The sequence below is a fragment of the Plantibacter sp. LMC-P-059a genome, from assembly GCF_030209505.1.
In the GTDB taxonomy this organism is placed as follows: Bacteria; Actinomycetota; Actinomycetes; order Actinomycetales; family Microbacteriaceae; genus Plantibacter.
The window spans coordinates 509798-536797 of sequence record NZ_JARVRZ010000002.1; the positions used below are offsets into that span (position 1 = coordinate 509798).

Below are 27000 nucleotides of genomic sequence, written 5' to 3' on the forward strand. Positions count from 1 at the left end.
GCTGTCGCGTGAGCGCGGGGTACACGCGTGAGCGCGCCCCTATGGTGGGCCGCGCTCACGTCGGTGGGCCGCGGTCACGTCAGCGCACCGCGCCGGCCACGACGATCGGGCGACGCTAGGCCGGGACCTCCGCACGTTCGACCGTCAGGCCATCGCCGTCGAGCGCCAGCCCGACGTGGACCGTGTCGCCGTCGCGGATCGACCCGTCGAGGATCGACCGCGCCAGGCGGTCGTCGATCTCCCGCTGCATGAGTCGACGCAGCGGACGCGCGCCGTAGAGCGGGTCGTAGCCGCGCTCAGCGAGCCAGGCCCGGGCATCGGGCGTCACGGCCAGGTGCAGTCGACGCTCGCCGAGGCGACGCTGCAGGCGGTCGATGTAGAGCTCGACGATCTGGCCGAGCTCCTCCTCGCTGAGCGGCTGGAACACGACGATGTCGTCGAGCCGGTTCACGAACTCCGGCTTGAACGCCTGGCGCACGAGCTGCTGGACGGCCTCCTCCTTCTGCTCGAGGGAGAGCGAGGCGTCCATCAGATACTGCGAGCCGAGGTTGGATGTCAGCACGAGGATCACGTTCCGGAAGTCGACCGTGCGGCCCTGACCGTCGGTCAGTCGTCCATCGTCGAGCACCTGGAGCAGGATGTCGAACACCTCCGGGTGCGCCTTCTCCACCTCGTCGAGGAGGACCACCGAGTACGGGCGCCGACGTACGGCCTCGGTCAGCTGACCGCCCTGCTCGTAGCCGACGTAGCCGGGAGGGGCTCCCACGAGTCGGGAGACCGAGTGCTTCTCGCCGTACTCGGACATGTCGATCCGGACCATGGCCTTCTCGTCGTCGAAGAGGAACTCGGCGAGCGCCTTCGCGAGCTCCGTCTTACCGACGCCGGTGGGGCCGAGGAACATGAAGGACCCGGTCGGGCGGTCGGGGTCGGAGATGCCGGCCCTGGTGCGGCGGACGGCGTCGGACACGGCGGCGACCGCGCGGTGCTGACCGATGAGGCGGCGGGAGAGCTCCTGCTCGAGGTGCAGCAGCTTCTCCGTCTCGCCCTGGAGCAGTCGGCCCACGGGGATGCCGGTCCAGGCGGCGATCACGGCCGCGATGTCTTCGGCGGTCACCTGGTCGTTGACCATGCGGGGCTCACCGTCGGCATCCTGCTCGGCGGACTCCGCCATCGCCAACTCGCGTTCGAGCTGGGGGATGTCGGCGTAGAGGAGCTTCGAGGCCTGCTCGAGCTTGCCCTCGCGTTGCGCGCGTTCGGCCTTGCTGCGGGCGGCGTCGAGCTGCTTCTTGAGGTCGCCGACCCGGTTGAGGCTCGCGCGCTCCTTCTCCCACCGGGCCTGCAGCTCACCGAGCGCCTGCTGGCGTGTGGCGAGGTCTTCCCGCAGGCGGGCGAGGCGTTCCTTGGAGGCGTCGTCCTTTTCCCGTTTCAGCGCGAGCTCTTCGAGCTTCAGACGGTCGACGCTGCGTCGGAGTTCGTCGATCTCGACCGGGGCGGAGTCGATCTCCATGCGGAGGCGGCTGGCCGCCTCGTCGATGAGGTCGATGGCCTTGTCTGGCAGCTGGCGCGACGTGATGTACCGGTTGGAGAGCGAGGCCGCGGCGACGAGCGCGTTGTCGGCGATAGCCACCTTGTGGTGGGCCTCGTAGCGTTCCTTCAACCCGCGGAGGATGGCGATGGTGTCCTCCACGCTCGGCTCCCCGACGAAGACCTGCTGGAACCGCCGCTCCATGGCGGCGTCCTTCTCGACGAACTCGCGGTATTCGTCGAGGGTGGTCGCGCCGATGAGTCGCAGTTCACCGCGAGCGAGCATGGGCTTCAGCATGTTCGCCGCGGCGACGGAGCCTTCACCACCGCCGGCGCCCATGAGCACGTGCAGCTCGTCGATGAAGGTGATGATCTGACCGTCGGACTCGTCGATCTCCTTGAGGACGGCCTTGAGTCGCTCCTCGAACTGCCCGCGGTACATGGCACCTGCCACGAGGGCGGAGAGGTCGAGCGACACGAGCTGCTTGCCCTTGAGACTCTCGGCAACGTCGCCCGCGACGATCCGCTGGGCGAGGCCCTCCACGACGGCGGTCTTGCCGACCCCGGGTTCGCCGATGAGGACGGGGTTGTTCTTGGTACGCCTGGTGAGCACCTGGCTCACACGACGGATCTCGGCGTCGCGGCCGATGACCGGGTCGAGCTTGCCCGACGCGGCGATCTCGGTCAGGTTGACGCCGTACTGCTCGAGCGCGCTGCGCTGATCCTCCTGCTGAGGCGTCTGGCCTGCTGGCATGGGTACGGTCTCCTGTTCAAACTTGAGTGAATCTGACTCAAGTTTACCACCGCGCCAACCAGGCGACAAGATGCGACCGACAGGTGCCCTCCAGCTCGTAGAAGGGTAGGCTTACCTATCGATGCCTCGCCTCAGTGAACAGACCCCCGACTCGATCTTCATCCTCCTCGCAGCCGTCGTCCGGCGGATCGAGCAGGTGAGCCCGAGCTATCGGCGATTCACGTTCACCGGTCCCGAGGTCCAGCACATCGCGGACAACCGCCATGATCAGCGCATCAAACTGCTCTTCCCGCTGCCCGACACCGGGTTCGACGAGCTGCCCATGCACGACGACTGGTACCAGGCCTGGCGGATGCTGCCCAACGATAAGCGTCACCCGATGCGGACCTACACGATCCGCGAGGTCCGGCCGGAGCTCGCCGAATTCGACGTCGACATCGCCATCCACGGCCGCGTCGGACCGGCATCCTCCTGGGCGATGGACGCCGAGGTGGGCGATGAGCTCGTCGTCAACGTCCCGAACGCGCGGTCTGCCGTGGCGGCCGGCGGCATCGACTGGCACGCGCCGGCGACGGTCGACCAGGTCCTCCTCGCCGGTGACGAGACGGCGCTCCCGGCGATCGCCGGCATCCTCGAGAGCCTGCCGGACACCGCCCGCGGGATCGCCGTCGTCGAGCTCCCCCACGCCGACGACGTCGCCGCCCTCTCCACGAAGCCCGACGGCGTCGAGCTCATCGTGCTCCCCCGCGGAACGCAGCCCGTCGGCACCCTCCTCATCCCCGAGGTCGAGCGGATCGCCGGTCGTCTCGCACCGTCGGTCGACACCGCGACGATCGCCACGCAGCCCGCGCTGGAGGACGTCGACGTCGACACCGAGCTGCTCTGGGAGGCACCCGTCAACGCGACCGGAGGGCCGGTGCTCGAGAGTGCGCCGCTCTACGCCTGGCTGGCAGGGGAAGCCTCCGCCATCAAGACGCTGCGCAGGCACCTCGTCTCCGGCTGCGGCGTCGACCGCAAGTCGGTCGCGTTCATGGGCTATTGGCGCCACGGCAGGGCCGAAGACAACCGATGAGCCGGTGAGCGCCGACCTCGACAGCCTGCGGCTCCCGACCGCGGCCGCCCGCGCCCGCGAGGCCTCCACCGGCATCGCGCGGACGACGACCGCGCGTTGGCTCCTGCTCGTCGCCGCGCTCCTCCTCCTCGCGGTCATCGCCGCCGCGAGTCTCTTCATCGGTTCCGGCACCATCAGCGTGTCGGAGGTGTGGCGGGCGCTCACGCAGGGCGGCGACGACACGAACGCGATCCTGGTGAGCGGGTTCCGGGTGCCCCGCATGCTCCTCGCGATCGGCGTCGGTGCGGCACTCGGACTCGCCGGGGCGATGATGCAGGCGGTCACCCGCAACCCACTCGCCGACCCGGGCATCCTCGGCGTCAACGCGGGCGCGTACCTGGCGGTCGTCCTGGCCGTCGCCATCGCCGGGGCGGCGGACCTCGGCTCGTACGTCTGGTGGTCGTTCGCCGGCGCGGGCGTCGCGTCCGTCGTGGTCTACGTGATCGGCTCGCGTGGGCGGGCAGGGGCCACGCCGGTGCGCCTCGTCCTCGCCGGGGTCGCCCTCTCCGCGACGCTGCAGGGCGTGACCTTCGCCATCACCATCCGGAACCCCGACATCTTCGACAAGATCCGCTTCTGGCAGGCCGGCTCCCTGCAGAACCGCCAGCTGGACGTGTTCCTCGGGGTGCTGCCGTTCCTCGTCGTCGGCGCGCTCCTCGCGCTCGTCGTCTCCTGGTCGCTCAACGCCGTCGCCCTCGGGGACGACCTCGCGACCTCGCTCGGCACGAAGGTCCTCCGGACGCGCGTGCTGTCAGTCGTCGCGATCACCCTCCTGTGCGGTTCGGCCACCGCGGCGGCCGGGCCGATCGCGTTCCTCGGGCTCATGTCGCCCTACCTCGCCCGAGCCGTCGTCGGTCCGGACCAGCGCTGGACGCTGCCGTTCACCATGGTGTTCGCTCCGATCATCTTCCTGCTGTCCGACCTCCTCGGGCGGGTGGCCGTGCCCGGCGAGATGCCCGTCGGCATCGTGACCGCGTTCATCGGTGCGCCAGTGCTCATCGTGCTGATCCGCCGGTCGAGAGCGCAGGGGCTGTGACCGCGTTCGCCGAGCCGGGGCGCCGCACCGTGCGCCTCGGTCCGATCAGCTGGGTGGTGCATCGGCGCGAGCTCGCCGTCGTCGCGATCCTGTCCGTGATCGTCGTGGCCGTCGGGGCGTTCGCGGTCACCCAGGGCGAGTACCGCATCCCGCTCGGCAAGCTCCTCGCGGCGTTCGCGGGTGACGGTTCGGAGAGCGTGCTGCGGATCGTGCTGGAGTGGCGACTGCCCCGGGTGGTGATCGCGGTGGTTGGCGGGATCGCCCTCGGGCTGTCCGGGGCGATCTTCCAGTCGATCACCCGCAACCCGCTCGGCAGCCCGGACATCATCGGCTTCAACTCCGGCGCCTTCACGGGTGCGCTCATCGTCACCCTGGTCGTCGGCGGTGGGTATGCCGCGACGGTCACGGGCGCGCTGATCGGCGGGCTCGCGACCGCGCTCGTCGTGTACGTCCTCGCCTGGTCGAGGGGCGTCCAGGGGTTCCGGCTCATCGTGATCGGCATCGCGATCAGCGCCGTCCTCAACGCGTTCAACGACTACCTGCAGCTGCGCGCCGACCTCAACGCGGCGATCGCGGCGGCGAGCTGGGGCATGGGTTCCTTGGCCGACCTCGGCTGGAGCGACGTCGTCCCGGTGACGATCGCCGTCGCGGTCCTGGTGCCGCTGCTCGGGCTCCTGTCGCGTCGGCTCGGCATGCTCGAACTCGGTGACGACATCGCGAAGGCGCTCGGTATCCCGGTCGAGCGCACGCGACTGCTACTGCTCGTCGTCGGGGTCGCCCTGACGGCGACCGTGACCGCGGTCGCCGGCCCGATCGTCTTCGTCGCCCTCGCCGCACCCCAACTCGCACGACGACTGACGAAGTCGGCCGGCATCACCCTCGTACCCTCGGCCGCCATGGGCGCGGCGTTGCTCCTCGTGAGCGACGTCGTGGCCCAGCGGATCATCGCCCCGGCCGCCCTGCCGGTCGGCGCGGTGACCGTGACCCTCGGTGGCATCTACCTCATCGCCCTGCTCATCACGCAGGCGGGAAAGCGCTGACATGAAGACCGAATCCCCCACCCCGAGACTCGCCGGCTCCGGACTCCGCGTCGGCTACGACCAGCGGACGATCATCCACGAGCTCGACCTCGCGATCCCCGACGACTCGTTCACCGTCATCGTCGGCCCGAACGCCTGCGGCAAGTCGACGCTCCTCCGCGCCCTGGCCCGATTGCTCAAGCCGACGCAGGGACACGTGCTGCTCGACGGGCAGGAGATCACCCGGTTCCCGTCGAAGGAGGTCGCGAAACGCATCGGCCTGCTGCCGCAGACGTCGATCGCGCCCGACGGCATCTCGGTGATCGACCTGGTGTCGCGCGGGCGGTACCCGCATCAGTCGATCCTCAAGCGCTGGTCGGCTGCTGACGAGGCGGCCGTGATCGCGGCGATGGAGGCGACGAACGTGTCCGAGCTGTCCGGTCGGCTCGTCGACGAGCTGTCGGGTGGCCAGCGTCAGCGCGTGTGGGTCGCGATGGCGCTCGCCCAGGACACCCCGTTGCTGCTGCTCGACGAGCCGACGACGTTCCTCGACATCACGCACCAGGTGGAGCTCCTCGACCTGTTCACCCGCCTCAATCAGGAGGGTGGCCGCACGCTCGTCGCGGTGCTGCACGACCTGAACCAGGCGGCCAGGTACGCGACGCACCTGATCGCGATGCGCGACGGTCGTGTGGTCGCGCAGGGGGCGCCATCCGACATCGTGACCGCGGAGCTGGTGGAGGAGGTCTTCGGCCTCCGCTGCCGCATCATCGATGACCCCGAGTCGCACACGCCCCTGGTCATCCCGCTCATGGGCGCGCACTGACGCGACCCGTCGATCACGGTGGGGCGCTGCCGGCGCGGTGCGCTGGCGTGAGCGCGGTGCTGCGGGCACGGGCGCGCCCCGGTGACGTGAGCGCGGGCCTCCGGAGAGGTGCGCTCACGCCGACGGGGCGCGCTCACGGCAGTGAACGGGTGCCGGGTTCAGCAGCCGACGGTCCGTTTGCCGGGTCGGCAGGGCTGGTCGACGCCGACCGTCGCGTTGCGGACGACCTGGATGGGGTGCGGGGTGTCCGTCGGGATGCTGAGGGTTCCGGAGACGGGGAGCCAACCACTGTCGCCGATCCGGTACTCGGCCGCGTACTCCACCTCGGCCGTGATGGTCTTGGTGCCGACGGTCGTGTAGCGGTGGCTGGTGGGCGTCTTGGAGAACTCCGGGAGACCGAGCGAGGCCCAGGTGGCACCGCCGGTGCTGCTGGTGGTGGTCGTGCCGTCGCCGTAGTCGATGGTGAATCCGACGGGGATGAAGTTCACCTCCGCCGTCTGCCCGAGGAGGGTCCCGGAGCGCGTGTGGCCCGATGCGCCGGCGATGACGTTGGTGTGGAGCCCGCGGATGCCCCATGCGTCAGGTTCCGTGGTGATGGTCGGGGCCGCGGGCGCGAAGCTGATGAGCTCACGGATGGTGACCGGTTGTGCGGCGGGCGTGGGTTCGAAGCCGGGGATCAGCTCACCGGGAGTGATCGTGTAGCAGTCGTCGGGGCGGATGAGGCTGCACACGGTCCGTTCGCCATTGGGCCCGTCGGTCACGCCGGGTGGAAGCTCGGCCGAACCCCCGCCGCTTTCACCACCGCCAGAGCCCCCGGAGCCGCCACCACCGGTTCCGGGACGCTCGACGCTGCCGCCGATGTCGACCGAACCGCTGCCGATGCAGGCGCCATTGAGATAGTCCACCTCCGTGCAACCACTCGCCTGGGCGGCGGAGAGCGGAGCAGTAACAGTCATCGCGATCGCTAGAGAAATGGCCAGGGCCTGAAAGGCTTGCTTGATCATGCGCAGATGTCACTTTCCGAGATGGGGTTCTTGCTGGATATGAGAAGCGCCTCGTTCTCCGAAACCAGTTGCATCTCCGTGGCGCGTAGCTCGTCCCGCTCCGGCCTGACAACCGACGCTCCGTTTGCGTCGAGAACATCGACGCCGGTGTAGTCGATGCAAGCTCGAACAACCGCCACAACGTGGACAGCATCCGGCCGGTCCCACCAGTGGACGAGTTCGACTCGCGTCACTGAGGCCTCCCCCGTGGTGTGCCATCCGTTCGAGGTCATCTCGGCGAAGCCCGCAGACTCTGCCTCGGACAGCTCGGGCGTGAATACCTCGTCGAGTTGCTCTAGGTCTTCGCCTGTCGCCCCGATCGTGTTGACGGCAAGGATGAAGGCATCGAGCTTCTCCGTCACGGCTGCCAGCGCCTCCTCCTCATTCGCGAACACCGGCGGTGGCGAACTGCTCGTCGGGGGTGATGGATCAGGGCCGGTGCACGCGGCCAGGGCGAGGATCGATCCAACGAGGACGAGGGCGGTGAGGGCGCGAGGAAGTTGGGTGACTGGCATCCATCGACGCTATGGCTGCTCTTCCGCCCTCCTGCGGTTATCCACAGAGCAGATATGCCTACACCGACATATGCTGCGCAACTGGCCCTTTTGCCAGCGCGGTGCGCTGACGCGAGCGCGCCCCGTGGAGGTGAGCTCGCCCCTCCGGAGACCCGCGCTCGCCTCAGAGACCCGCGCTCACGTCAGCGCACCGCGCTCACGTCAGCGCACCGCGCTGGCCGAACCACCAGTCGTTACCGGGACGTGACCCAGGAAGCTTAGGCTTACCTCATCCCCCGCACTCTCTACGGAAAGCAGAACATGCGCCGCATGCCCCGCACCCTCACCGCCGTCGCCGCTCTCGCGGTCGCCGGCCTCGCCCTCGCCGGCTGCACCGCCGGGTCCTCCACCGACGACGCGTCAACGGGCACGCTCGGCACCGTCGACACGATGTTCGGCCAGGTCACGGTCCCCGAACCCGCCGGCGACCTCACCGTCGTCGCACTCGGCTGGTCCGACGCGGAGATGGCGCTCTCCCTCGGCGTCGTGCCCGTCGGCGTCTACGACTGGCAGTCCCTCGGAGCCGACAACAAGGGCGTCGGCCCCTGGGCGACGGAGCTCTTCGGCGACGTCACCCCGGAGATCATCGAGGACAGCGGCGACACCGTCAACTACGAACAGATCCAGGCCCTCGAGCCCGACCTCATCCTCAACACGCGCTCCGCGGGCGACGAGAAGCAGTACGAGCGACTCTCCAAGATCGCCCCGACGGTCTTCGCACCGAAGGGCACCGCCGCGTTCGCGACCCCGTGGGACGTCCAGCTCGAGCAGGTCGCCGCAGCGCTCGGCAAGACCCAGGAGGGCGACGCGCTCGTGTCCGCCACGAAGCAGTCCATCAACGAAGCCGCAGACCTCCACCAGGAGTTCGCCGGCCTGACCGCGGTCGCGGCGACGAAGTTCGGCGACGCCTACGGCGCCTACCTCGAGGGCGACGGGCGCTTCGACATCCTCGCCGACCTCGGCTTCCGACAGAACCCCGCCGTCCTCGACCTCGAGACGGCCGGTTTCTACGCGGCCGTGTCGGCGGAGCAGGTCTCGGCCTTCGACGCCGACGTCGCCGTCATGCTCCCGATCGGCTTCACCGCCGCCGAGACGACCGGCGACCCTCTGCTCGCAAGCCTCCCCGTCGTGCAGGACGGCCGCGCCATCATCCTCGACCCGACCGACGAGCTCACGCAGGCCTACAGCGCCGCATCGGTGCTGAGCATCCCCGTGGTCCTCGAGCAGCTCGTCCCGAAGCTCGCCGAGGCCGCCGCCAAGGTCGCGAAGTAGGCACAGCGGCACCCCGCGAGGGGCTGCACCCGAGAGCCGGACGGAACCACGTGTTCCCTCCGGCTCTCGTGCTCTCCGCCTCCACCGCCCGCGTCGGTCAGGCCGGCCGCACCAGCGTCCGCAGCCGCATCGCGCCCAGCAACCCGACGAGCAGCAGGGCGACCAGGAGCAGTGCGACGGCAACCCCTCCCGACACCGGGAAGAGCACCGTCAGCCCGCCACCGATGAGGAACGCCAACAGGACGGCGTCCGACTGCCAGATGAGGACGTTCAGGGACGAGACGTCACCGACCGGCGTCGGGATCGGCATGAGCAGGCCGATCGGCAGCGGCCCCTTTGCGGCGTCGAAGACCCGCAGCACGACGAGCCAGGGTCCGAGCAGCAGCCACCACCCCAGGGGCTGCAGGAGCAGGGTCCCGCCGGACATCGAGACCACCAGGAGCCCGAGCACGGCACCGACACCACCGAATCCGAGGACGGCGATGAGGGGTGCGAGCGCACCGGCGAGGACGAGCGCGCGCGGGCTCCGGCCGTAGAGGGTGGGAGCACCGGCGCTGTCGACGCCGTGCCGGACGGCATCGCACCACACACCGACCGCGAGGTAGGCGCCGAACACCGCCGGGAGGGCGAGCATCCACCGAACGCCGTCCGGAAGACCGAGCGCGATGACGACCGCGGCTCCCGACGCGACGAGCACCGACGAGCCGAGCAGCATCCGTGCCGGCGTGCGACGCGCACCGACGACCGACCGGCGGAGGACGACGAGCCAGAACGGACCACCCATCCGGAGCGGGATCCGTCGGCCTCGCGTCGGCGAGGCGCGGAGGCCGCCGACGGCACCGGAGGCGTCGCCGCTCTGCACCATCATCCCGACGCGCTGCCACCGCAGCGCCTGCTCGAGGAGCGGCCCGCTCCGGAGGCGGTCCAGTTCGCGCGGGACGAGCAGGAGCGCGAGGAGCCCGAGGAGGACCAGGGCCACCGCCGGCCACCAGGCGACCGGTACGCCGACCACCGCGAACCAGCCGCCACCGCCCCAGGTGAACAGCGCCGCCCAGTCGCCGGTCGCGAGGGCGCTCCCGAGCACGAGGCTCTCGACACCACCCACGACGGGCGACCAGAGCAGTCCCAGCCATCCCCACGGGGAGAGGAGCAGCCCTCCGGGGACGAGGAGCCCGAGGATCCCCACGCCGCCGGCGACGGAGGCGATGACGGCAACGGCGCGCCGCGAGCCCTGCTGACCCACCAGCCAGGCCACCGAGAGGAGGAGCGCGAACCCGAGGGCGCCGATGAGGAGGGCCACGACGGCGGCGGGCGAGGTCGGGCCGGAGAGGCCGATCAGCGAGGCGCTCTCGGCTGCCGCCCCGACGGAGACGGCGGCGGGCTCCCCCGACACCAGGAGGCGCGACAGGCCGACCACCCCGGCCGCCAGGACCGAGAGCCCCGCCAGCGCGAGGACGGAGCCGACGAAGGGCCGGCGCAGGGTCAGTCGCCTGGGGAGCGGCGAGTCCGCGAGGAACTGCACGGACATCGGGCGGGGCACGACCGGGCCACGCGACCGCGCGCCGAGCACGACGACGATCGTCATGACCGCCGCGATCAGCGCGACCACCCCGGGGCGCACGGCCGAAACCACGCTGGCGGCATCGGGTTCGATCAGTCCGAGCACCGCGAACCGGACGAGCGGCGCACCCGCGATGAGCGCAACGAGCAACCCGGCGTAGAGGACGAACGCGATGTCGGTGGCCCGCGGGCGACCGTCGCGCGCGGCGAGGACAGCGCGGCTCGCGCGGAAGATGCGACGGTCCTCGCGCGCCGTGCCGAGCTCGGGGGTGGTCACGGGGCTTCGACCGTGATCGCCTCGTCGGCGATCCGCTCGATGAGTCCGGGGTCGTGGCTCGCGAAGACGACCGCCGCTCCGCGTTCCTTCGCGAGGACGATGCGATCCGCGACCAGTGCCCGCCGTTCGGCGTCGAGGCGCTGCTCGGGTTCGTCGAGGATGAGCACGTCGAAGGGCCGCACGAGCGCCGTCGCCAGGGCGAATATCTGCGACTGGCCCGAGGACAGTTCCGTCGTGAAGCGTCGCGCGAGCGCGTCGATGCGCAGCTCGGCGAGCAACTCATCGGCCGCGTCATCGGCCGCGCCCCCGGTCACGCCCCAGGTGGTGGAGATGTAGCGCAGGTGTTCGCGGAGCGTCAGGTCAGGGGCGTAGGCGGGGGTGCCGACGAGCGCGGACACCGATCTACGGACCGCGTGGTCGCGATCGTCGATCGTCCGGCCGTCGATCGTCGCGGCGCCGCTCGACGGACGCATCCGGCCACTCAGGATCCGGAGGAGGGTCGTCTTGCCGGAGCCGTTGCGCCCACGGACGGCGAGCGCCATCCCCCGCTCGACCCGGATGTCCGTCGGCGCCAACAGGGTCTCGCCGTCGATCACGGCGCTGACCTCGTCGGCCTCGATCAGCGGCTGCGTCTCGGCAGCCGGTCCCCCCACGTGTTCCGACATCGTTCCATCCTTGCAGGCGGGTGCCCGGGTGTCCTCCGCCGCGCGACGGATCCGGGCGAGGGCCTCGCACCGCCTGGGGCCCGACGAGGGTGCAGAATGCAGAGCATGGGAATCGTCACCGGGCGTCGCAACGCTCGTCCGCCGAGACAGCGCCGCGCAGGCGGATCACCCGACCCGGACGCCTATGACGAGGTCGTCCGGCAGATCCGCGACGGACGGATCGACGCCGACACCGGTGCCGAGCGGCTCATCGAGCGGCTGACCGACCGGGAGCTCCTCGGACTGCTCGACGGCGACTCCCCGCGGCGGTTGCTGCCCCTCATCCCCCTCCTGCTCCACCGTCGGCCGTTCGTGGCAGGCGCGGTCCCCCGCCTCGGGATCCCGGGGATCCGCTTCAGCGACGGTGCCCGCGGTGTGGTCATCGGCTCGTCCACGGCCTTCCCCGTGACGATGGCGCGCGCGGCCACCTGGGATCCGGAGTTGGAGGAGCAGGTCGGGACGGCCATCGGTGCGGAGACCCGTGTCCGCGGCGCGAACTACTCGGCCTCGGTCTGTGTCAACCTGCTCCGGCATCCCGCCTGGGGGCGCGCGCAGGAGTGCTACGGCGAGGATCCGGTGCTGACGGGACGGATGGGCTCGGCGATGACCAGAGGTGTCCGGGTGCACACGATGGCCTGCGTGAAGCACTTCGCCCTCAACTCGATGGAGGACGAACGCTTCGAGGTCGACGTCTCGGTCGACGACCACGCCCTGCACGAGGTCTACCTCCCGCACTTCAAGGCCGTGGTCGACGCCGGAGCCGACTCGGTCATGAGCGCCTACAACCGGGTGCGCGGGGAGTACATGGACGTCAACCGTCCGCTCCTCACCGGGGTCCTCCGCGAGGAGTGGGGGTTCACCGGGTTCGTGACGAGCGACTGGGTCTTCGGCACCCACGACGCCGTCGGGAGCCTCGAGTCCGGGATGGACGTGGAGATGCCGCTCCGCCTGCGACGGGCGCACGAGCTGCCCGCTGCCCTGCGGGAGGGCACCCTGGATCGCGCCACCGTGCTGCAGTCCGCGCGACGCATCCTGCGGACCACGCTCCTGCACGCGGCGACCCGTGCTCCGGCTGAGCCACCGGCCGACATCGTGGCCGGCTCGGCGCACCGGGCACTCGTGAGGCACGTGGCCGAGGAGTCGATCGTCCTCCTCGCCAACGCCCCGGTCGACGGCACACCGCTCCTCCCGCTGCCGGCGACGACGCGCTGGCTCGCCGTGCTCGGTCGCCTCGCCGACCAGGAGAACCTCGGCGACCACGGCTCCTCGCGCGTCCGCCCGCCCTCCACGGTCTCGCCGCTGCAGGGCTTGCGGGACGCTCTGCCGCAGGTGGAGATCACGACCGCGCCGTCGCGGGACGTTCGGGCTGCCGTCGCGGCGGCTGCGGCGGCCGACACGGCGATCGTCGTCGTCGGTTTCGACCAGCACGACGAGGGCGAGTCGGTCGTCACCGGCGGCGTCGACGTCGGCGTGCTGGGAGCAGCCCTCGACTCCGGTCGACTGCGTGGCGCCATCACCGCGGTGGCCCATCTGGCGTCGCGCTTCGTACGTGGCGGCGACCGCACCTCGCTCCGGCTCCGCCCCTCGGACGAGCGACTCATCCTCGCCGTGACGGCCGCGAACCCGAGGACGGTCGTCGTCCTCGTCGGCGGCAGCGCGATCCTCACCGAGACGTGGCGCCACCGCGTCCCCGCGCTCGTGCTCGCCTGGTACGGCGGGATGGAGGGCGGTCGAGCACTGGCCGACGTCCTCACCGGTGTGGTCGAACCCGGCGGGCGACTGCCGTTCGTGATCCCGACCGACCCGGCGCACCTCCCGCCGTTCGACCGCACGGCCAAGGCCGTCGTGTACGACGACCGCTGGGGCCAGCGCCGCTTGGACGACGAGGGCCGGACGCCCGCCTTCCCGTTCGGGTTCGGGCTCGGCTACACGACCATCGAGCACCGTCTGCTCGGCCACGGCTTCGACGCGTCGGGCGGGACCGCCGAGGTCCGCGTGACGAACACCGGCGGGCGTGAGGGGTCCACGGTCGTGCAGCTCTACGCCGCGGACGTCGCCAGGGCGCGGCCGGTCTCCCAGCTCCTGGGGTTCCGGAAGGTGACCCTGCAGGCGGGTGAGGAGCGGATCGTCCGCGTCGCCCTCGACCCGACACCGACGCTCGAACGCGACCCGTTCACCACGCGCTGGTCGGCCCGTCCGGGCGACTGGATGCTCCAGGCCGCCCAGCACAGCCCGGACGACTGGTCGGCGGCCGTGGCGCTCCGGCACGACGGCGCGGTAACCGAGGACGACGTCGCGACGGAGGGCGCGGCCGGCTGAGCCACGGCGTCCGGCCGGCTCAGCGCGTGAGTGCCGGCGGTTCGGATCCGGCGAGCCCGTCCACCCGGACGGCCAGCTCCTCGTCCCGGCCGAGCACGGCGCGCAGGAGTCGCTGGGTGTCGCGGCGGACGGACAGGACGGCGTCGTCGCGGCGCAGGACGAGCGTGCCGTCCGGACCGGTGTAGCGCTGCTGCAGCTCGTCCAGTTCGCGAGCGCGGAGCAGGGCGACCGTGCTCTCGGCGACCGGGTCGACGAGGCGGACGAGTGCAGCCTCCCCCGTCAACTCGCTCGCGACGACGCGACGTGCGCTCGCGTCGAAGATCGTCTTCTGCGCGGCCCTCGTCACGACGAACGGTCGCGACGGTCCGTCGAGCAAGCGGCCGACGACGTCCCGCGCGGCGTCCGGGCGACCGATGCACCGAGCGGCCGCCTGCATCCGCTGCAGCCGCCCCGGTTCCCGGAGGATCTCGTCGATCTTCCAGCCGATCGTCGTCGCGGTGTTGCACCGGACCGCGGCGCCCTGCTCCATGAGGTAGTCGCCGTTGCGGACCTCCTGCCCGGGGATGGGGTTCACGAGCACCATCGGGAGCCCGGCCGCCATGCACTCCGACGCCGACAGCCCTCCCGGCTTGCCGACGAAGAGGTCGGCGCGGCGGAGGAGCTGCGGCATCTCGTCGGTGAAGCCGAGCACCGTGTACCGGTCGTCGGTCGGTGCGATGAGTTCCTCGATGCGGTGCCGGAGCGCGTCGTTCCGGCCGCACACGACCGTGGCCGTGAACGGCGAACGCAGGTGCAGCGTCTGCCGGACGACCGCGAGCGCGTAGTCGCCGCCCGAGGCACCGGCGGAGACGAGCAGCGCGGGTGGAGCATCCGGATCGCGTTCGGCGGGGCTGCTCGGCTGGGCGGCGATGGGGATGCCGGTGGCGGCGACCCGGTCGGGCGGCAGACCGAGGGCGGTCAGTTGCACACGTCCCTCCTCCCGCGCGAGCGACAGCGAGTGGAAGGCGCTCGTCAGCCACAGGCCCTGGAAGTCGTAGTCCGTCGTGACGACGGCGGTCCGGGCGTCCACGGTGCCGCGCAGGATGAGCGACGCGAGCAGCTGGGCCGGGAGGAAGTGGGTGCAGACGATGGCCGTCGGCTTGAACCGCTTGATCGCCGCGACGACGGGCATCGCGTTCGCCCGGGTCCACGGGTCGAGCGGACCGCGACGCCGGAACGGCGCGTCGCTGATGTCGTAGCCCCACTCCACGAGCCACGGCGTCTCCTCGACGAGCACGAAGTAGCCCTTGCCGAGGACGTCGCGGTACAGCGAGGTGCTCGCCTGCAGCACGTCGAGGACCTGGACCTCGCTGACGTCCGCCCGCCCGACGCAGGCCTGCTCCACGGCGGCGGCCGCACTGTTGTGGCCGGAACCGACCCCCGCCGACAGGATCAGGATGCGTTCGTCGCCGCCCGTGGCGGGGTCCCGTGTCGTCGTCCGCTGCATGAGGCGATGCTAGCGCGCCACTCCATCCGCCACGGCGGACTCGTAGAGGGCGACGAGCCGGGTGGTCTGGGTCGACTGACGGAGGGTGCGCGCGAGTTCCGGCGGGACGACCGGTGCCGTGCCGGCGTCGATGTCGGCGACCGCGCGGCGGATCGATGCGGCGAGCGCCTCGACGCTCCCGTCCGTCGGCTGCCACATCGTGCCGTCGGGCAGTTCGGCGGCGATGTTCGGGTCGCTGATGATCGAGGGCGTGCCGAGGGCGGCGGCCTCGAAGACGGTCATGCCCTGCGTCTCGAACCCGATCGAGGTCTGCACGAGCGCGTCGGCGTCGGCGATGGCGCGGAGCGAGTCCGGATAGGACACGCGCCCGGCGAACACGATGTTGTCGGCGAGGTCGTGCTCCGCGACGAACGCCTGCGCCTTCGACAGCAGCAGGCCGGCCCCGTACAGGCGGAACACCGCATCGACCTCGGCGAGCCGGACGGCCTCCAGGAACTCCATGAGGCGCTTCTCCTGGCTGAACCGACCGATCCAGACGAAGGACGGCAGGCGGTGCGGCACGCGGAGCGTCGTGGCCCGTTCGTCGAGGATCTCGTCGAGGACCGCGTCGTCCACACCCGTCGAGAGCACCTCGGCCTCCGCGGTCACGCCCTGCTCGCGGAGGACCCGGGCGAAGTGGTGGGACGGAGCGATGACGACGGCCGCGCGCTTGGCGAACTCCTGCAGGTAGGCCCACACGCCGGTGGGCAGGGTCGAGAGGCGCGGACGGAGCACCCGGCGCTGCCACCAGGAGAGGGCACCGATGACGAGCTCAGGGGCCGGCATCGTCTGCTCGATCCCGACGTCCATCCGGTTGTGCATCGTGTGCACGGCCGGGATCCCGTGCCGCTCGGCGTACCGGTAGGCGGTGATGGCCTGCCAGAAGTCGGCCTGCACGTGCACGACGTCGACCGGCGGCAGCGCGGCCAGACGCGCGTCGAGCCACCGGTCGGTGAGGCGACCGGGCACGGTCATCGAGTACTCGCGGTCGAGCGTGATGGGGATCGACGGGGTGTCGAGGTAGTTGGGGTCGTCGTCGTGGGTCTGGTGCATCCGCGGTGCACAGACCGTCACGGTGTGACCGGCCGCCTCCAGGAAGCGACGCTGCAGGCGGATCGAGACCTGGGCCCCGCCGGACGACTCGGGATGCTGGTCGCTGAAGACGAGGATGTGCATGGTCCCCAAGGCTACCCGTGGCGCTCGCGGAGCCGCTCAGGCTTCGTCGAGCACCGCGACGATCGACTCCTGCAGGTAGCCGAGCCAGGAGTAGATGGCGAGCATGAGCTGCGGGTCCTGCTCGTGGTCCGCTTCGGGCGTCGGCGGCTCGAAGCCCTCGGCGTCGTCCTCCTCGATCCCGAGCCGGGCGGCGATGGTGAGCCGGGTGTCGTTGAGGAACCGCAACCACGTCCACGCCGTCTCGCCCTCGAGCGTGACCGCTGCGCCGTCCTCGGGTCCGGTCGACGCGCCGGACACCGAGGTGTCACCGTCGTCCGTCGTGAGCGCGGCCAGCACGGTGCGGGCGGCGTCCACCTTCCCGCCGACGAGGTCGTCGGCGGTGAATCGACGGAACTCGGCGGCCGCTTCCGGATCGTCGCGGTAGCCCTCGGGCACCAGACGGGCCATCGCGGGGTCGAGTTCGACGGCGTTCGCGAGGCCGGCACGGGTCGCGTCCTCGAGCATCTCGACGAGCTGCCCGGCAAGCTGCCCGAGGATGGAGGTCTCCTGCTCGTCGAGCCGCAGCACGACGGGGCCGGCCGGTGGCCGGACGAAGGCGCTCATGCGTCGGCCTTCGCGAGCGAGGCCCAGAGCCCGTACCCGTGCATGGCTTCGACGTGGCGTTCCATCTCCTCGCGGTTGCCGGTCGCGACGACGGCGCGGCCCTCGTGGTGCACGGCGAGCATGAGTCGTTCGGCCTCCTCGTGCGTGTAGCCGAAGTAGCTGCGGAACACGAGCGAGACGTAGGACATGAGGTTCACCGGATCGTTCCAGACGATGGTGACCCACGGTTGCATGGTGAGGGTCGCCTCGTCGACGATCGGCTGGTCGAGGATCTGCGCCATCCTCCAAGCCTCCCACGATGCGTGCGGCTGTGCCTCCCCGCTGGCGACCGATTCAGGCGGTCGCGGGGGTGCCGGCGCGCGGCTGGCGCAGCGGCAGGGTCACGGTGAAGGTGGAGCCGCGGCCGGGGCGGCTGGAGACGGCGATCCACCCGTGGTGCGCCTCGGTGATCGACTTCACGATCGACAGGCCGAGGCCCACACCGGGCTGCGCCTCGTCGCGGACCTCCCTGGCCCGGAAGAAGCGGTCGAAGAGCTGCCGCTGGTCGTCCGGCGAGATGCCGATACCGGTGTCCGCGACGGTGACGGTGGAGGTGTCGTCGTCCGCGGAGACGGTCAGGACGACGCGACCACCGCGCGGGGTGTACTTCACCGCGTTCGAGAGCAGGTTGTCGAGGACCTGGCGGAGCCTCGACCCGTCACCCTCCAACTCGACGTGCGGCGGGACCTCGGCGCGGACGGCGACCCCGGCGTCCGAGGCGCGCGGCAGGATCGCGGCCACGCTCTCCCTGGCGATGTCGCCGAGGTCGGTGAGCGCGATGCGCACCCGCATCTCCGCGTCACCGGCCGCGAGGAGGTCGCCGATGATCGCGTACAACTGCTCGGCGTTGCGCTGGATCGTCGCGACCTCGCGCTCGAGGCCGAGTCCCTTGAGGTCGTGTCCCTCGGTGAGGAGGTCGAGGTAGCCGATCATCGAGGTCAGCGGCGTGCGGAGCTCGTGGGAGACGTCGATGAGGAACGCCTCCCGCAGCGCCACCGCGTTGGCGAGGTCGGTGACGTCGTGACCGACGGTGATGGTCCCGAGGAAGGTGCCGTCCTCGGAGTGCACCTGTCGTGCATTCCCGATGATGGCGCGTTGGTCGCCCGGTTCCCCCACCCAGTAGAGCTCGCCGCGGAAGCTCTCCCCGCGGAGCGCCCGGTTGATGACCTGCTGTTCGGGCCGCAACCTCGTGGTCCGGTCCATTCCGTACACGTGGACACCGGAGCGGGTCTTCGGGTCGAACCCGGCGAGTGCGGCCTGTTCGTACGTCGCCTGGTTGCGGAGCGCAGCCGAACCGTCGGGGCGGAAGAAGACCACGGCGGCGTCGACGGATTCCGACACCGTCGTCGCAACGGCCGCCGCCTCGGTCGCTGCGGCGAGCGCGATGCGTGCGCGTCCCTCGTGGGCGCGGAGCTGCCGTGCGGCCAGGTGCACGGTGACGGTCATGATGAGGACGAGCGCGGGCAGGATGCAGAGTGCGCCCCAGCCGCCGGGCGTCGTCGGCCAGGCTCCGGCACGCGCCACCGGGACGAGCGAGACGAAGATCGCTCCGAACACCGGCACGGGCAGGGCAGAGACCCCGAACCCGCCGGCCAGCCAGAGGACGGGGATCACCAGCAGCAGACCGGACGTCGGCAGGTTCGGCAGGGTGTCGCGGAAGAACCCCACGGCGAGCATGTCGATGGTCGGCACGAGCACGAGCAGTCCGCGGAGCGCACCCGACGGCGGCACGGCGAAGAGCAGGGAGGTGGCCGCTGCCGTGAGCGAGAGCCCGATGAGGAAGTCGGGCGCCAGGAGCGTCCAGGTCGAGGTCAGGCCGATGTAGCCACCGAGCATCACGATCGAAGCGATGAACGCGAACTGCGCGCCGGCGAAGAGGTGGTTCGTCCGGGGCAGGGGCGCGGCGGCCGCAGCCGGGACGGTGATGCCGACGACCGGCGTCGCGGAGGGACGGGCGGCATCCGGCCGAGCAGCAGCCGGCTGCGTGGATTGCGGCCGATCGGCACCCGGCTGCGCGGGACGCGCCTGAACGGGACGCGGCTGCGCGCCGGCACGTTCGCGGAACCGTGGGTCCTGGGGCTGACGCTGGGCCATGGCTGCTCTCCGGAGTGGACGAGCGGGACACCGGGATCGGGCCGCTCACTTCGGAACCCTACCGGGTACCGGGACACGCCCGACAATCCCCGGCGCGCGGCGGTTCAGGCCGGGCGCGGGTCCGGCCGCTTCGGCGGGTAGACCCAGGTCACCATCACGACGGAGATCATCATCAGCAGGAACCATGACACGAGCTTCGTCAGCGGCACGAGCTGCCACCCGTCCTCCTGGTTCGGGTAGAGCCAGGCGCCGGTGACTGTGCCGATGTTCTCGGCGATCCAGATGAACCCGGCGACGAGGAGGAACGCGAGCAGCACCGGCATCCGATACGTCCGGCGGAAGACCCGGAAGTGCATGATCGTCCGGGCGAACATGACGAGGACGGCCGCGAGCAGTACCCACCGCAGGTCGACGATGTAGTGCTGGCTGAAGAAGTTGATGTAGATGCCGGCCGCGACCAGGGTGGTCAGCCAGACGCGCGGGTAGCGGTCGAAGCGGAGGTCGAACAGTCGGTACACACGCACCAGGTACGAGCCGACCGCCGCGTACATGAACCCCGTGTACAGCGGCACGGCGCCGAGATGGAGGACCCCGCCGCCGTCGTACTCCCAGGACCCCACGCCGGTCTTGAACAGCTCCATGCCCGTCCCGACGAGGTGGAACAGGACGATCACCCACAGCTCGCGGCCGGTCTCGAGCCGGGTGGCGATCATGACCACCTGGATCACGACGGCGGCGACGACGAGGGCGTCGTTCCGTGCGAGCCAGACGTCGTCCGGGTACCAGAGCCGGGCGGCCACGATGACGAGGAGCATCGCGGCACCGAAGACGCAGGCCCAGGCCTGCTTCGCCCCGAACACGAGGAACTCGACGAGCCGTGCGCGCACCCCGCCGCCGGGGGCGTCCCGCAAGAGCCGGTTCGCACGGTCGTCGATCCACCGCTCGACCACCGTGAGCTCGTGTCCGCCCGCCCGGCGGGAGCCTCGACCCGCTGCGTCTGCTGGCAGGGACGGCTCGGACATCGGGCCAGCATACGGGCCAGGCCCGCACCCGGGCTGAGACCCGGGGCGACCCCGACGCGGGCGCATCGAGCGACTGTGGAACGCCGCCTGACGCCCGCGCGCCGACGTCAGTCGGTGGTGCCGCCGGCGGCCCGGGGGTGCGAGAGCGTCACCGTGAACTTCTGGTTCCGCGCGAGCCGCGTGGTCGGACCGACGAGCCGTTCGAGGACCGCCCGGTAGCCGAGGTGCGAGTTCCACACGACGGCGAGGGTGCCGTCCGGCCGGAGGACGCGAGCGGCCTCGGCGAAGAGGTCGTGCGCGACGCCGGTGTGGACGGTGGTGCCGCTGTGGAACGGCGGGTTCAGGACGATGAGGTCGGCTGACGCGTCCGGCTGCGTGGACAGGCCGTCGTCGCGGACGACCGTGATGCGCTCGGCCAACCGGCGATCCGCGTCGTCGTTGGCGGCGATGGTCGCGGTGGTCGACGTGACCGCGGCGGCCGACTGATCGGTCGCGATGACTGCGAGCTCGGGTCTGGCGATGGCGAGGGACACCGCGAGGACGCCGGTGCCGCAGCCGAGGTCGATGGCGGTCCGGGCTGACGGCGCGATGTCCGGCAGCAGCTCGAGCAGGAACCGGGTGCCGATGTCGAGCTTCGTGCCCGCGAACGCGGTGCCGGTGGCGGCGATGGTCAGGCCGATGTCGGCGTGGTGCTCGGTGCGCACCGTCGTCGAGGCCGTGGTGTCGGCGTCGGCAGGCTGGCCCTCTGCGCCCGCTGCGACCACCGGTCCGCTCGCGCGGAGCACCCGCGACTTCTGGCGGGCCAGGCTCGCGGCGACGGTCGAGAAGCTCCGCCCGAGCACGTCGTTCATCGCGGGCGTCAGGTGCTTCACCCGCCCGCCGGCCAGGAGGAGGACGTCGGCCGTGCTCCAGCGGGCCACGGCGGCGGCGATCTCGTGCAGCGCTTCGAGGTGCTTCGGGAGTTGGAGGAGCACGAGTGATGCGCCCGCGAACAGTTCCTCGCCGAGCGGCAGGTTGCGGAAGCTGCCGTCGACGCCGAGCCGTTCGGCGTTCGCCGCGAGGGCGCGTTCACCGACCGCGGCGTCCTGGTGGACCCGGACGTCCGTCGCCCCGAGGAGGGCGAGCGCGCCGAGCGTCAGGGCGCCATAGGCGTCACCGACGACGACGATCTCACCGGCGGCGGGTACCCGTCCGTCGAGGGCCGCGGCCGCTTCGTCGAGCAGCAACCGGTCGGTCGCGTCGACGGCGAAGAGGTTCGGTGCCTCGTGATCGGGGAACCGACGCAGTGCGTCGAAGGAGAACTCGGGCATCCCCTCAGCGTACCGGCGGGTCGTCGGCGGCGGTTCGTCCGCTCAGGACGCCGGGACCGCCGCGACCGCGTCGATCTCGACGAGCGCTCCCGGGCGCGCCGGCGCGACCGAGACGACCGTGACTGCGGTCCGCCGTCCGCCCCAGACGGTCGCCGTCGCGGCGTAGGCGTCGGAGGGGTCGATACCGGGCGCCAGATAGATGGTGAGTTTCGCGACGTACTCGGGCCCGGAGCCGGCTTCGGCGAGCACGGTGAGGACGTTGCGGAGCGCCTGTTCCGTCTGTGGGCCGAGCCCGTCCACGAGGGCGCCCTCGGCATCGACACCGTTCTGGCCGCCGACGAACAGTGTCGGTCCGGCTGGGAGGACCATCCCCTGCGCGAAAGCGGGGCTCGTGTACATCGAGGGCGGATCGATGGGAATCGGCGACGTGGTCATGACGGCATCCTCTCTGGACCGGTTGTGATGGCGATTCTCCCCCTCGGGGGCGAACACCGTCCAGAGCTCAGCCGCGCGGGCGCGACCGCTTCCCGGGCTTCTCCGGCTTCACAGGCTTCTCCGCCTTCACGGCTCGGAGGACGGCCGGGAAGATGAGGACACCGAGGCCGGCGGAGACGAGGAGGTTCACGCCGGTCGCGATGGCGATCCCCTGACCGAACGCCCGAACGGTCTCGACCCCGCTCGTGTCCTCGGCCCGCAGGGATGCGGTCGCTCCGACGACGACGAGGAGGCTGACGACGGCGAAGACGAGCTGCAACGGCACCGTCGCCCACATGCCCCAGTGCGTGACGGCCCCGGCACGACGCACGCCGTGGCTGCGCAGGATCCGCAGGCTGAGGGCGATGCCGCCGAGGAAGGCGACGACGCCGAGGGCGACATACCCCCACACCCAGGCACCGAACGGCGGCGTCAGGAAGAGCAGGATGAACCCGAACGCGCGCGAGAAGCCGTTGACCCACTCCGCCTCGCCGGCACCGAAGAGCACGCCGAACAGGATCGGCGCACCGATCACGACGAGGGTGACGAGCGGGAGGACCCCGGCGATCACGCCGAAGTACATGAGCGGATAGGCCGACAGTCCCGTCAGCCGCGCGCCGCGACGCCGGCGTGCGGTCGCCGGAGCGGTCTGTGCCGGATCCGGCTTCGTCACCACGGGCTGCGCGCTCATGCCCCAACCCTACGCATACGACAGCGCACCCGCGCCGTCATCCACTCGGGATGACGACCACGGGTGCGCGGTGCTCGGTTATTCGGAGTGCGACGGCCGCCAGACGACGACTTCCGTGCGCCGACGCGTGCGGGTGCCGCTCCGCATCGGCACGACGCTGCCCTCCATGCCGGCGGCGAACACCCGGTTCCCCGGGGACCGCAGCAGGGCGTTGGCGAGGGCGTGCTCCAGTTCGCGCACCCGACCCTGGAGCGAGGTGACCTCGTTCTCCAGGGTCAGGATGCGGGAGATGCCCTCCAGGCTGACGCCCTCGGCGCTCAGCCTGGAGACCTCCCGGAGCTGGGCGATGTCGCGCATCGAATATCGGCGCGACTTCCCGGCCGTCCTCGTGGGTGACACGAGGCCGAGCCGGTCGTACTGCCGGAGGGTCTGCGGGTGCATGCCGGCGAGCTCAGCAGCCATCGCGATCGCGAAGACCGGCGAGTTCTCGTCCATGCGCCCAATCCCTTCCGGTGGTGCCTAGCCCCGCGCGCGGGCGATGAGCTCGTCGCGGGGGTTGTCCTTCGGTTCCAGCTCGTGGAACCGTTCGAGTGCTTCCTTCGCCTCGCCGCCGAGGTGTGCCGGGACGACGATCTGCACGACGGCGAGCAGGTCACCCGTGCCCTTCGTCGTCGCGACGCCCCGACCCTTGACGCGGAGCACGCGTCCGCTCGGCGTACCGGGGGCGACCCGCAGCTTGACGGGTTCGCCGCCGAGCGTCGGAACCTCGATCGTCGCGCCGAGCGCGGCCTCCACGAAGGTGACCGGCACGGTGACGCGCAGGTTCAGGCCGTCGCGTTCGAACACGGGATGCTTGCGGACACTCACGGTGACCACGATATCGCCGGCCTCACCGCCGTCCGGACTCGGCTGTCCCTTGCCGCGCAGTCGGATCTTCTGGCCGTCGGACACTCCTGCCGGGATCTTCACCTTGATGGTGCGTCCCTCGGAGGTCTGCAGGGAGATGGTGTCGCCCTGGGTGGCCGTGATGAAGTCGATCGTCGTGTGCGCGGTGATGTCGCGTCCGGGCGTCGGTCCGCCGTAGCCGCGGAACCCGCCGGTGGTCTGGCCGAAGCCACCCTGGCCGAACATGCCGCCCAGGATGTCCTCGTAGCCCGGAGGGGCCTGCTGGTAGCTGTAGCTCTGGCGTCCGCCACCGCCGGCGCCCCCACCGAACATCGACCCGAAGACGTCCTCGAAGCCGCCCTGGCCGCCGCCGGCACCCGGAGCGGTGAAGCGTGCTCCACCGCCCATCGCGCGCACGGCGTCGTACTCCTTGCGCTGCTCGGGGTCGCCGAGCACGGAGTGGGCCTCGCTGATCTCCTTGAACTTCGCCTCGGCCTTCGCATCGCCCGGATTGGAGTCCGGGTGATACTGCCTGGCGAGCTTCCGGTAGACCTTCTTCAGCTCCGCCGGCGTCACGTCCTTCGAGACGCCGAGGACCTTGTAGAAGTCCTTGTCGAACCAGTCCTGACTCGCCATGGCTAGCTCGCCGGGACCGCGACGACCACCTTCGCGGCGCGCAGCAGGGTGGAGCCCAGGGTGTATCCGGTCTCCACGACGTCGAGGACGGTCTCGCCCTCGGCGCCCGGGGTGGGCTGCTGGAAGATGGCCTCGTGCACGTTGGGGTCGAAGGTCTCTCCGACCGTGCCGAAGGGCTTCAGACCGAGTCGCTCGGCGGAGGTGCGCAGCTTCGCCGCGATCTGCGCGAACGGGGAGTCTCCCTCGAGGTCGCCATGCTTCTGGGCACGGTCGAGGTCGTCGAGCACCGGCAGCAGGACCTTCGCGACCTCGCCGGTGGTGCGCTCGCGCTCCACCTCGCGGCCGGACTCGGTGCGCTTGCGGTAGTTCGCGTACTCGGCCGTGACGCGCTGCAGGTCGCCGAGGCGTTCTGCGGCGAGCTGCTCGGCGGGCGAGAGGTCGCCTGCCTGCACGGGCTCCTCGGGAGCGGCGTTGAGGATGTCCTCGACGGTCAGCTCGTCCTCGGCACCCGACGCGGCGGCGTCGGCGGATTCGGCAGGTGCGCCCGAGGGGGCCGACGCGTCGGCGTCAGCCCCCTCGGTGCCAGGCTGACGAACCTCGCCGGTCTCCGGGTCGATCCGACGCTTGTCGCGAATGATGGGATCGTCCTGGTTCTGGTTCTGGTTCTCGTCAGTCATGGTTACTTCTTGTCCTTGTCGTCTTCGTCCTCGACGACCTCGGCGTCCACGACGTCCTCATCGGAGGTCGTGTCCTCGGCCGGGGCCTCGGTTCCTGCGGCGGACTCGGAGGTCTGCGCCTGGGCGTAGATGGCCTCACCGAGCTTGACCTGGCTCTCGTTGAGCTTGTCGAACGCGGCCTTCACCGCGTCCTCGTCCTCACCGGCGAGCGCGCTCTTCAGGGCGTCGACGTCGCCCTGGACGTCGGTCTTGACGTCCTCGGGGAGCTTGTCGTCGTTCTCCTTGATGAGCTTGTCGATCGAGTAGGCGAGCTGCTCGGCGCTGTTGCGGACCTCGGCCTGCTCGCGGCGGGCCTTGTCGTCCGCAGCGTGCTCCTCGGCCTCGCGGACCATGCGCTCGATGTCCTCCTTGCCGAGGGACGAGCCACCGGTGATGGTCATCGACTGCTCCTTGCCCGTGCCCTTGTCCTTGGCGGACACGTGCACGATGCCGTTGGCGTCGATGTCGAAGGTGACCTCGACCTGCGGCACGCCGCGCGGAGCCGGAGCGATCCCGGTCAGCTCGAAGGTGCCGAGGTTCTTGTTGTCGCGGGTGAACTCGCGCTCGCCCTGGAACACCTGGATCGCGACGGACGGCTGGTTGTCGTCTGCCGTGGTGAAGGTCTCGCTCCGCTTGGTGGGGATCGCGGTGTTGCGCTCGATGAGCTTCGTCATGATGCCACCCTTGGTCTCGATACCGAGCGACAGGGGGGTGACGTCGATGAGCAGCACGTCCTTGCGCTCACCCTTCAGCACGCCGGCCTGGAGGGCGGCGCCCACGGCGACGACCTCGTCAGGGTTGACGCCCTTGTTGGGCTCCTGACCACCGGTGAGCTTCTTGACGAGCTCGGCGACGGCGGGCATACGGGTCGATCCACCGACGAGCACGACGTGCGCGATGTCGGAGACCTTCACGCCGGCCTCGGCGATGACATCGTTGAACGGCTTGCGGGTGCGCTCGAGGAGGTCGTTGGTGAGCTCCTCGAACTTCGCGCGGCTGAGCGTCTCGTCGAGGTTCGCCGGACCGTTCTCCGTGAGGGAGAGGTACGGGAGCTGGATCGAGGTCGACATCGAGGAGCTGAGCTCCTTCTTCGCCTGCTCGGCGGCTTCCTTGAGGCGCTGCTTCGCGATCTTGTCGCCCGAGACGTCGACACCGGTCGAGTCCTTGAAGCGCTTGATCAGGTAGTCGACGACGCGCTGGTCCCAGTCGTCGCCACCGAGGCGGTTGTCACCGGAGGTGGAACGCACCTGGATGGTGGAGAAGTCGTCGTCCTTGCCCACTTCGAGCAGCGAGACGTCGAAGGTACCGCCACCGAGGTCGAAGACGAGGATGAGCTCGTCCTCCTTGCCGCGGTCGAGGCCGTACGCGAGGGCGGCGGCCGTCGGCTCGTTGATGATGCGGAGCACGTTGAGGCCTGCGACCTCACCGGCTTCCTTCGTGGCCTGACGCTCGGCGTCGTTGAAGTAGGCGGGGACGGTGATGACCGCGTCGGTCACGGTGTCGCCCAGGTACTGCTCGGCGTCGCGCTTGAGCTTGGCCAGGATGCGGGCCGACAGCTCCTGCGGGGTGTACTTCTTGCCGTCGACGTCGAACTTCCAGTCGGTGCCCATGTGGCGCTTGACGCTCGCGATGGTGCGGTCGACGTTGGTGACGGCCTGGCGCTTCGCGGTCTCGCCGACGAGCACCTCGCCGTCCTTCGTGAATGCGACGACGGAGGGGGTGGTGCGGAAGCCCTCGGCGTTGGCGATGACGGTGGGTTCTCCACCTTCGAGGACGGCGACCACCGAGTTGGTGGTACCGAGGTCGATGCCTACTGCACGTGCCATGTGT

At 70.7% G+C, this 27000-nt stretch carries 24 protein-coding genes; 6 read left to right on the forward strand and 18 right to left on the reverse strand.

All coding sequences use genetic code 11. From position 1 onward, the window contains the following. Window positions 1–115: 115 nt before the first annotated feature. A complete protein-coding gene (locus QRN27_RS05830) occupies window positions 116–2278 on the reverse strand; it encodes an ATP-dependent Clp protease ATP-binding subunit (RefSeq protein ID WP_285041092.1) in 2163 nt (720 codons plus the stop codon). 121 nt (window positions 2279–2399) lie between these two features. On the opposite strand from QRN27_RS05830, the gene QRN27_RS05835 reads away from it, so the two are divergent. From QRN27_RS05835 to QRN27_RS05850, 4 genes are read left to right on the forward strand one after another with little or no spacing between them, the layout of a single operon-like run. Continuing rightward, window positions 2400–3350, forward strand: coding sequence for a siderophore-interacting protein (locus tag QRN27_RS05835; protein ID WP_285041093.1), 951 nt, complete (start codon window positions 2400–2402; stop codon window positions 3348–3350). A gap of 4 nt (window positions 3351–3354) precedes the next feature. Then, a complete protein-coding gene (locus QRN27_RS05840) occupies window positions 3355–4425 on the forward strand; it encodes an iron chelate uptake ABC transporter family permease subunit (RefSeq protein ID WP_285041094.1) in 1071 nt (356 codons plus the stop codon). Beyond that, the gene (locus QRN27_RS05845) at window positions 4422–5465 is read left to right on the forward strand and encodes a FecCD family ABC transporter permease (RefSeq protein ID WP_285041095.1); all 1044 of its coding nucleotides are present in this window, start codon (window positions 4422–4424) and stop codon (window positions 5463–5465) included. The genes QRN27_RS05840 and QRN27_RS05845 overlap by 4 nt, the downstream gene beginning before the upstream one ends. A gap of 1 nt (window position 5466) precedes the next feature. Further along, complete coding sequence (locus tag QRN27_RS05850; protein WP_285041096.1) at window positions 5467–6270, forward strand: ABC transporter ATP-binding protein; 804 nt, start codon at window positions 5467–5469, stop codon at window positions 6268–6270. A gap of 158 nt (window positions 6271–6428) precedes the next feature. Here the strand turns inward: QRN27_RS05850 and QRN27_RS05855 are convergent, their stop codons facing one another. Then, window positions 6429–7274 carry a hypothetical protein gene (locus tag QRN27_RS05855; RefSeq protein ID WP_285041097.1) on the reverse strand — a complete coding sequence of 282 codons (846 nt, stop codon included), beginning with the start codon at window positions 7272–7274 and terminating at the stop codon, window positions 6429–6431. Beyond that, entirely contained in the window at window positions 7271–7828 is a 558-nt protein-coding gene (locus QRN27_RS05860) for a hypothetical protein (protein WP_285041099.1), read from the reverse strand. The genes QRN27_RS05855 and QRN27_RS05860 overlap by 4 nt, the downstream gene beginning before the upstream one ends. 309 nt (window positions 7829–8137) lie before the next feature. On the opposite strand from QRN27_RS05860, the gene QRN27_RS05865 reads away from it, so the two are divergent. Beyond that, window positions 8138–9139: an iron-siderophore ABC transporter substrate-binding protein gene (locus QRN27_RS05865; RefSeq protein WP_285041101.1), complete on the forward strand. Its 1002-nt coding sequence runs from the start codon at window positions 8138–8140 to the stop codon at window positions 9137–9139. Window positions 9140–9236: 97 nt separating this feature from the next. Here the strand turns inward: QRN27_RS05865 and QRN27_RS05870 are convergent, their stop codons facing one another. Further along, a complete protein-coding gene (locus QRN27_RS05870; protein ID WP_285041102.1) occupies window positions 9237–10976 on the reverse strand; it encodes a hypothetical protein in 1740 nt (579 codons plus the stop codon). Next, on the reverse strand, window positions 10973–11641 hold the full coding sequence (locus QRN27_RS05875) for an ABC transporter ATP-binding protein (protein WP_285041103.1): 669 nt from the start codon (window positions 11639–11641) through the stop codon (window positions 10973–10975). Before QRN27_RS05875 ends, QRN27_RS05870 begins: the two co-directional genes overlap by 4 nt. 105 nt (window positions 11642–11746) lie before the next feature. On the opposite strand from QRN27_RS05875, the gene QRN27_RS05880 reads away from it, so the two are divergent. Further along, complete coding sequence (locus QRN27_RS05880) at window positions 11747–13999, forward strand: beta-glucosidase (protein WP_285041104.1); 2253 nt, start codon at window positions 11747–11749, stop codon at window positions 13997–13999. A 19-nt stretch (window positions 14000–14018) separates the two neighbouring features. Here QRN27_RS05880 and QRN27_RS05885 read toward each other — a convergent pair whose 3' ends face one another. The 13 genes from QRN27_RS05885 to dnaK all read right to left on the reverse strand — a co-directional run bounded on the left by QRN27_RS05885 (window position 14019) and on the right by dnaK (window position 26996). Further along, a complete protein-coding gene (locus tag QRN27_RS05885; RefSeq protein ID WP_285041105.1) occupies window positions 14019–15485 on the reverse strand; it encodes an MGDG synthase family glycosyltransferase in 1467 nt (488 codons plus the stop codon). 9 nt (window positions 15486–15494) lie between these two features. Beyond that, the gene (locus QRN27_RS05890) at window positions 15495–16700 is read right to left on the reverse strand and encodes a glycosyltransferase (RefSeq protein WP_285041106.1); all 1206 of its coding nucleotides are present in this window, start codon (window positions 16698–16700) and stop codon (window positions 15495–15497) included. 36 nt (window positions 16701–16736) lie between these two features. Beyond that, window positions 16737–17303, reverse strand: coding sequence for a DUF2017 family protein (locus QRN27_RS05895; protein WP_285041107.1), 567 nt, complete (start codon window positions 17301–17303; stop codon window positions 16737–16739). Continuing rightward, complete coding sequence (gene clpS / locus QRN27_RS05900; protein ID WP_056009029.1) at window positions 17300–17584, reverse strand: ATP-dependent Clp protease adapter ClpS; 285 nt, start codon at window positions 17582–17584, stop codon at window positions 17300–17302. The genes QRN27_RS05895 and clpS overlap by 4 nt, the downstream gene beginning before the upstream one ends. A 52-nt stretch (window positions 17585–17636) precedes the next feature. Further along, window positions 17637–19436, reverse strand: a complete 1800-nt coding sequence (locus tag QRN27_RS05905) for a sensor histidine kinase (protein WP_285041109.1) — start codon at window positions 19434–19436, stop codon at window positions 17637–17639. 104 nt (window positions 19437–19540) lie between these two features. Further along, the gene (locus QRN27_RS05910; protein WP_285041110.1) at window positions 19541–20458 is read right to left on the reverse strand and encodes a DUF817 domain-containing protein; all 918 of its coding nucleotides are present in this window, start codon (window positions 20456–20458) and stop codon (window positions 19541–19543) included. A gap of 107 nt (window positions 20459–20565) precedes the next feature. Next, window positions 20566–21768: a class I SAM-dependent methyltransferase gene (locus QRN27_RS05915; protein ID WP_285041111.1), complete on the reverse strand. Its 1203-nt coding sequence runs from the start codon at window positions 21766–21768 to the stop codon at window positions 20566–20568. 42 nt (window positions 21769–21810) lie between these two features. Continuing rightward, complete coding sequence (locus QRN27_RS05920) at window positions 21811–22203, reverse strand: RidA family protein (RefSeq protein WP_285041112.1); 393 nt, start codon at window positions 22201–22203, stop codon at window positions 21811–21813. Window positions 22204–22270: 67 nt separating this feature from the next. After that, a complete protein-coding gene (locus QRN27_RS05925) occupies window positions 22271–22933 on the reverse strand; it encodes a hypothetical protein (protein ID WP_285041113.1) in 663 nt (220 codons plus the stop codon). A 78-nt stretch (window positions 22934–23011) separates the two neighbouring features. Beyond that, complete coding sequence (locus QRN27_RS05930; RefSeq protein WP_285041114.1) at window positions 23012–23428, reverse strand: heat shock protein transcriptional repressor HspR; 417 nt, start codon at window positions 23426–23428, stop codon at window positions 23012–23014. 24 nt (window positions 23429–23452) lie between these two features. Continuing rightward, window positions 23453–24454, reverse strand: a complete 1002-nt coding sequence (locus QRN27_RS05935; protein WP_194669003.1) for a DnaJ C-terminal domain-containing protein — start codon at window positions 24452–24454, stop codon at window positions 23453–23455. Window positions 24455–24456: 2 nt separating this feature from the next. Then, on the reverse strand, window positions 24457–25131 hold the full coding sequence (locus tag QRN27_RS05940; RefSeq protein WP_056009048.1) for a nucleotide exchange factor GrpE: 675 nt from the start codon (window positions 25129–25131) through the stop codon (window positions 24457–24459). Between the two features lie 2 nt (window positions 25132–25133). Beyond that, a complete protein-coding gene (gene dnaK / locus QRN27_RS05945) occupies window positions 25134–26996 on the reverse strand; it encodes a molecular chaperone DnaK (protein ID WP_285041115.1) in 1863 nt (620 codons plus the stop codon). Window positions 26997–27000: the final 4 nt, after the last annotated feature.

Bases quoted from the DNA above. Each gene is read 5' to 3' on its own strand.
- QRN27_RS05830 (WP_285041092.1), bottom strand. From the start codon at position 2,278: ATGCCAGCAGGCCAGACGCCTCAGCAGGAGGATCAGCGCAGCGCGCTC.
- QRN27_RS05835 (WP_285041093.1), top strand. From the start codon at position 2,400: ATGCCTCGCCTCAGTGAACAGACCCCCGACTCGATCTTCATCCTCCTC.
- QRN27_RS05850 (WP_285041096.1), top strand. From the start codon at position 5,467: ATGAAGACCGAATCCCCCACCCCGAGACTCGCCGGCTCCGGACTCCGC.
- QRN27_RS05855 (WP_285041097.1), bottom strand. From the start codon at position 7,274: ATGATCAAGCAAGCCTTTCAGGCCCTGGCCATTTCTCTAGCGATCGCG.
- QRN27_RS05860 (WP_285041099.1), bottom strand. From the start codon at position 7,828: ATGCCAGTCACCCAACTTCCTCGCGCCCTCACCGCCCTCGTCCTCGTT.
- QRN27_RS05865 (WP_285041101.1), top strand. From the start codon at position 8,138: ATGCCCCGCACCCTCACCGCCGTCGCCGCTCTCGCGGTCGCCGGCCTC.
- QRN27_RS05875 (WP_285041103.1), bottom strand. From the start codon at position 11,641: ATGTCGGAACACGTGGGGGGACCGGCTGCCGAGACGCAGCCGCTGATC.
- QRN27_RS05880 (WP_285041104.1), top strand. From the start codon at position 11,747: ATGGGAATCGTCACCGGGCGTCGCAACGCTCGTCCGCCGAGACAGCGC.
- QRN27_RS05885 (WP_285041105.1), bottom strand. From the start codon at position 15,485: ATGCAGCGGACGACGACACGGGACCCCGCCACGGGCGGCGACGAACGC.
- QRN27_RS05890 (WP_285041106.1), bottom strand. From the start codon at position 16,700: ATGCACATCCTCGTCTTCAGCGACCAGCATCCCGAGTCGTCCGGCGGG.
- QRN27_RS05895 (WP_285041107.1), bottom strand. From the start codon at position 17,303: ATGAGCGCCTTCGTCCGGCCACCGGCCGGCCCCGTCGTGCTGCGGCTC.
- clpS (WP_056009029.1), bottom strand. From the start codon at position 17,584: ATGGCGCAGATCCTCGACCAGCCGATCGTCGACGAGGCGACCCTCACC.
- QRN27_RS05905 (WP_285041109.1), bottom strand. From the start codon at position 19,436: ATGGCCCAGCGTCAGCCCCAGGACCCACGGTTCCGCGAACGTGCCGGC.
- QRN27_RS05910 (WP_285041110.1), bottom strand. From the start codon at position 20,458: ATGTCCGAGCCGTCCCTGCCAGCAGACGCAGCGGGTCGAGGCTCCCGC.
- QRN27_RS05915 (WP_285041111.1), bottom strand. From the start codon at position 21,768: ATGCCCGAGTTCTCCTTCGACGCACTGCGTCGGTTCCCCGATCACGAG.
- QRN27_RS05920 (WP_285041112.1), bottom strand. From the start codon at position 22,203: ATGACCACGTCGCCGATTCCCATCGATCCGCCCTCGATGTACACGAGC.
- QRN27_RS05925 (WP_285041113.1), bottom strand. From the start codon at position 22,933: ATGAGCGCGCAGCCCGTGGTGACGAAGCCGGATCCGGCACAGACCGCT.
- QRN27_RS05930 (WP_285041114.1), bottom strand. From the start codon at position 23,428: ATGGACGAGAACTCGCCGGTCTTCGCGATCGCGATGGCTGCTGAGCTC.
- QRN27_RS05935 (WP_194669003.1), bottom strand. From the start codon at position 24,454: ATGGCGAGTCAGGACTGGTTCGACAAGGACTTCTACAAGGTCCTCGGC.
- QRN27_RS05940 (WP_056009048.1), bottom strand. From the start codon at position 25,131: ATGACTGACGAGAACCAGAACCAGAACCAGGACGATCCCATCATTCGC.
- dnaK (WP_285041115.1), bottom strand. From the start codon at position 26,996: ATGGCACGTGCAGTAGGCATCGACCTCGGTACCACCAACTCGGTGGTC.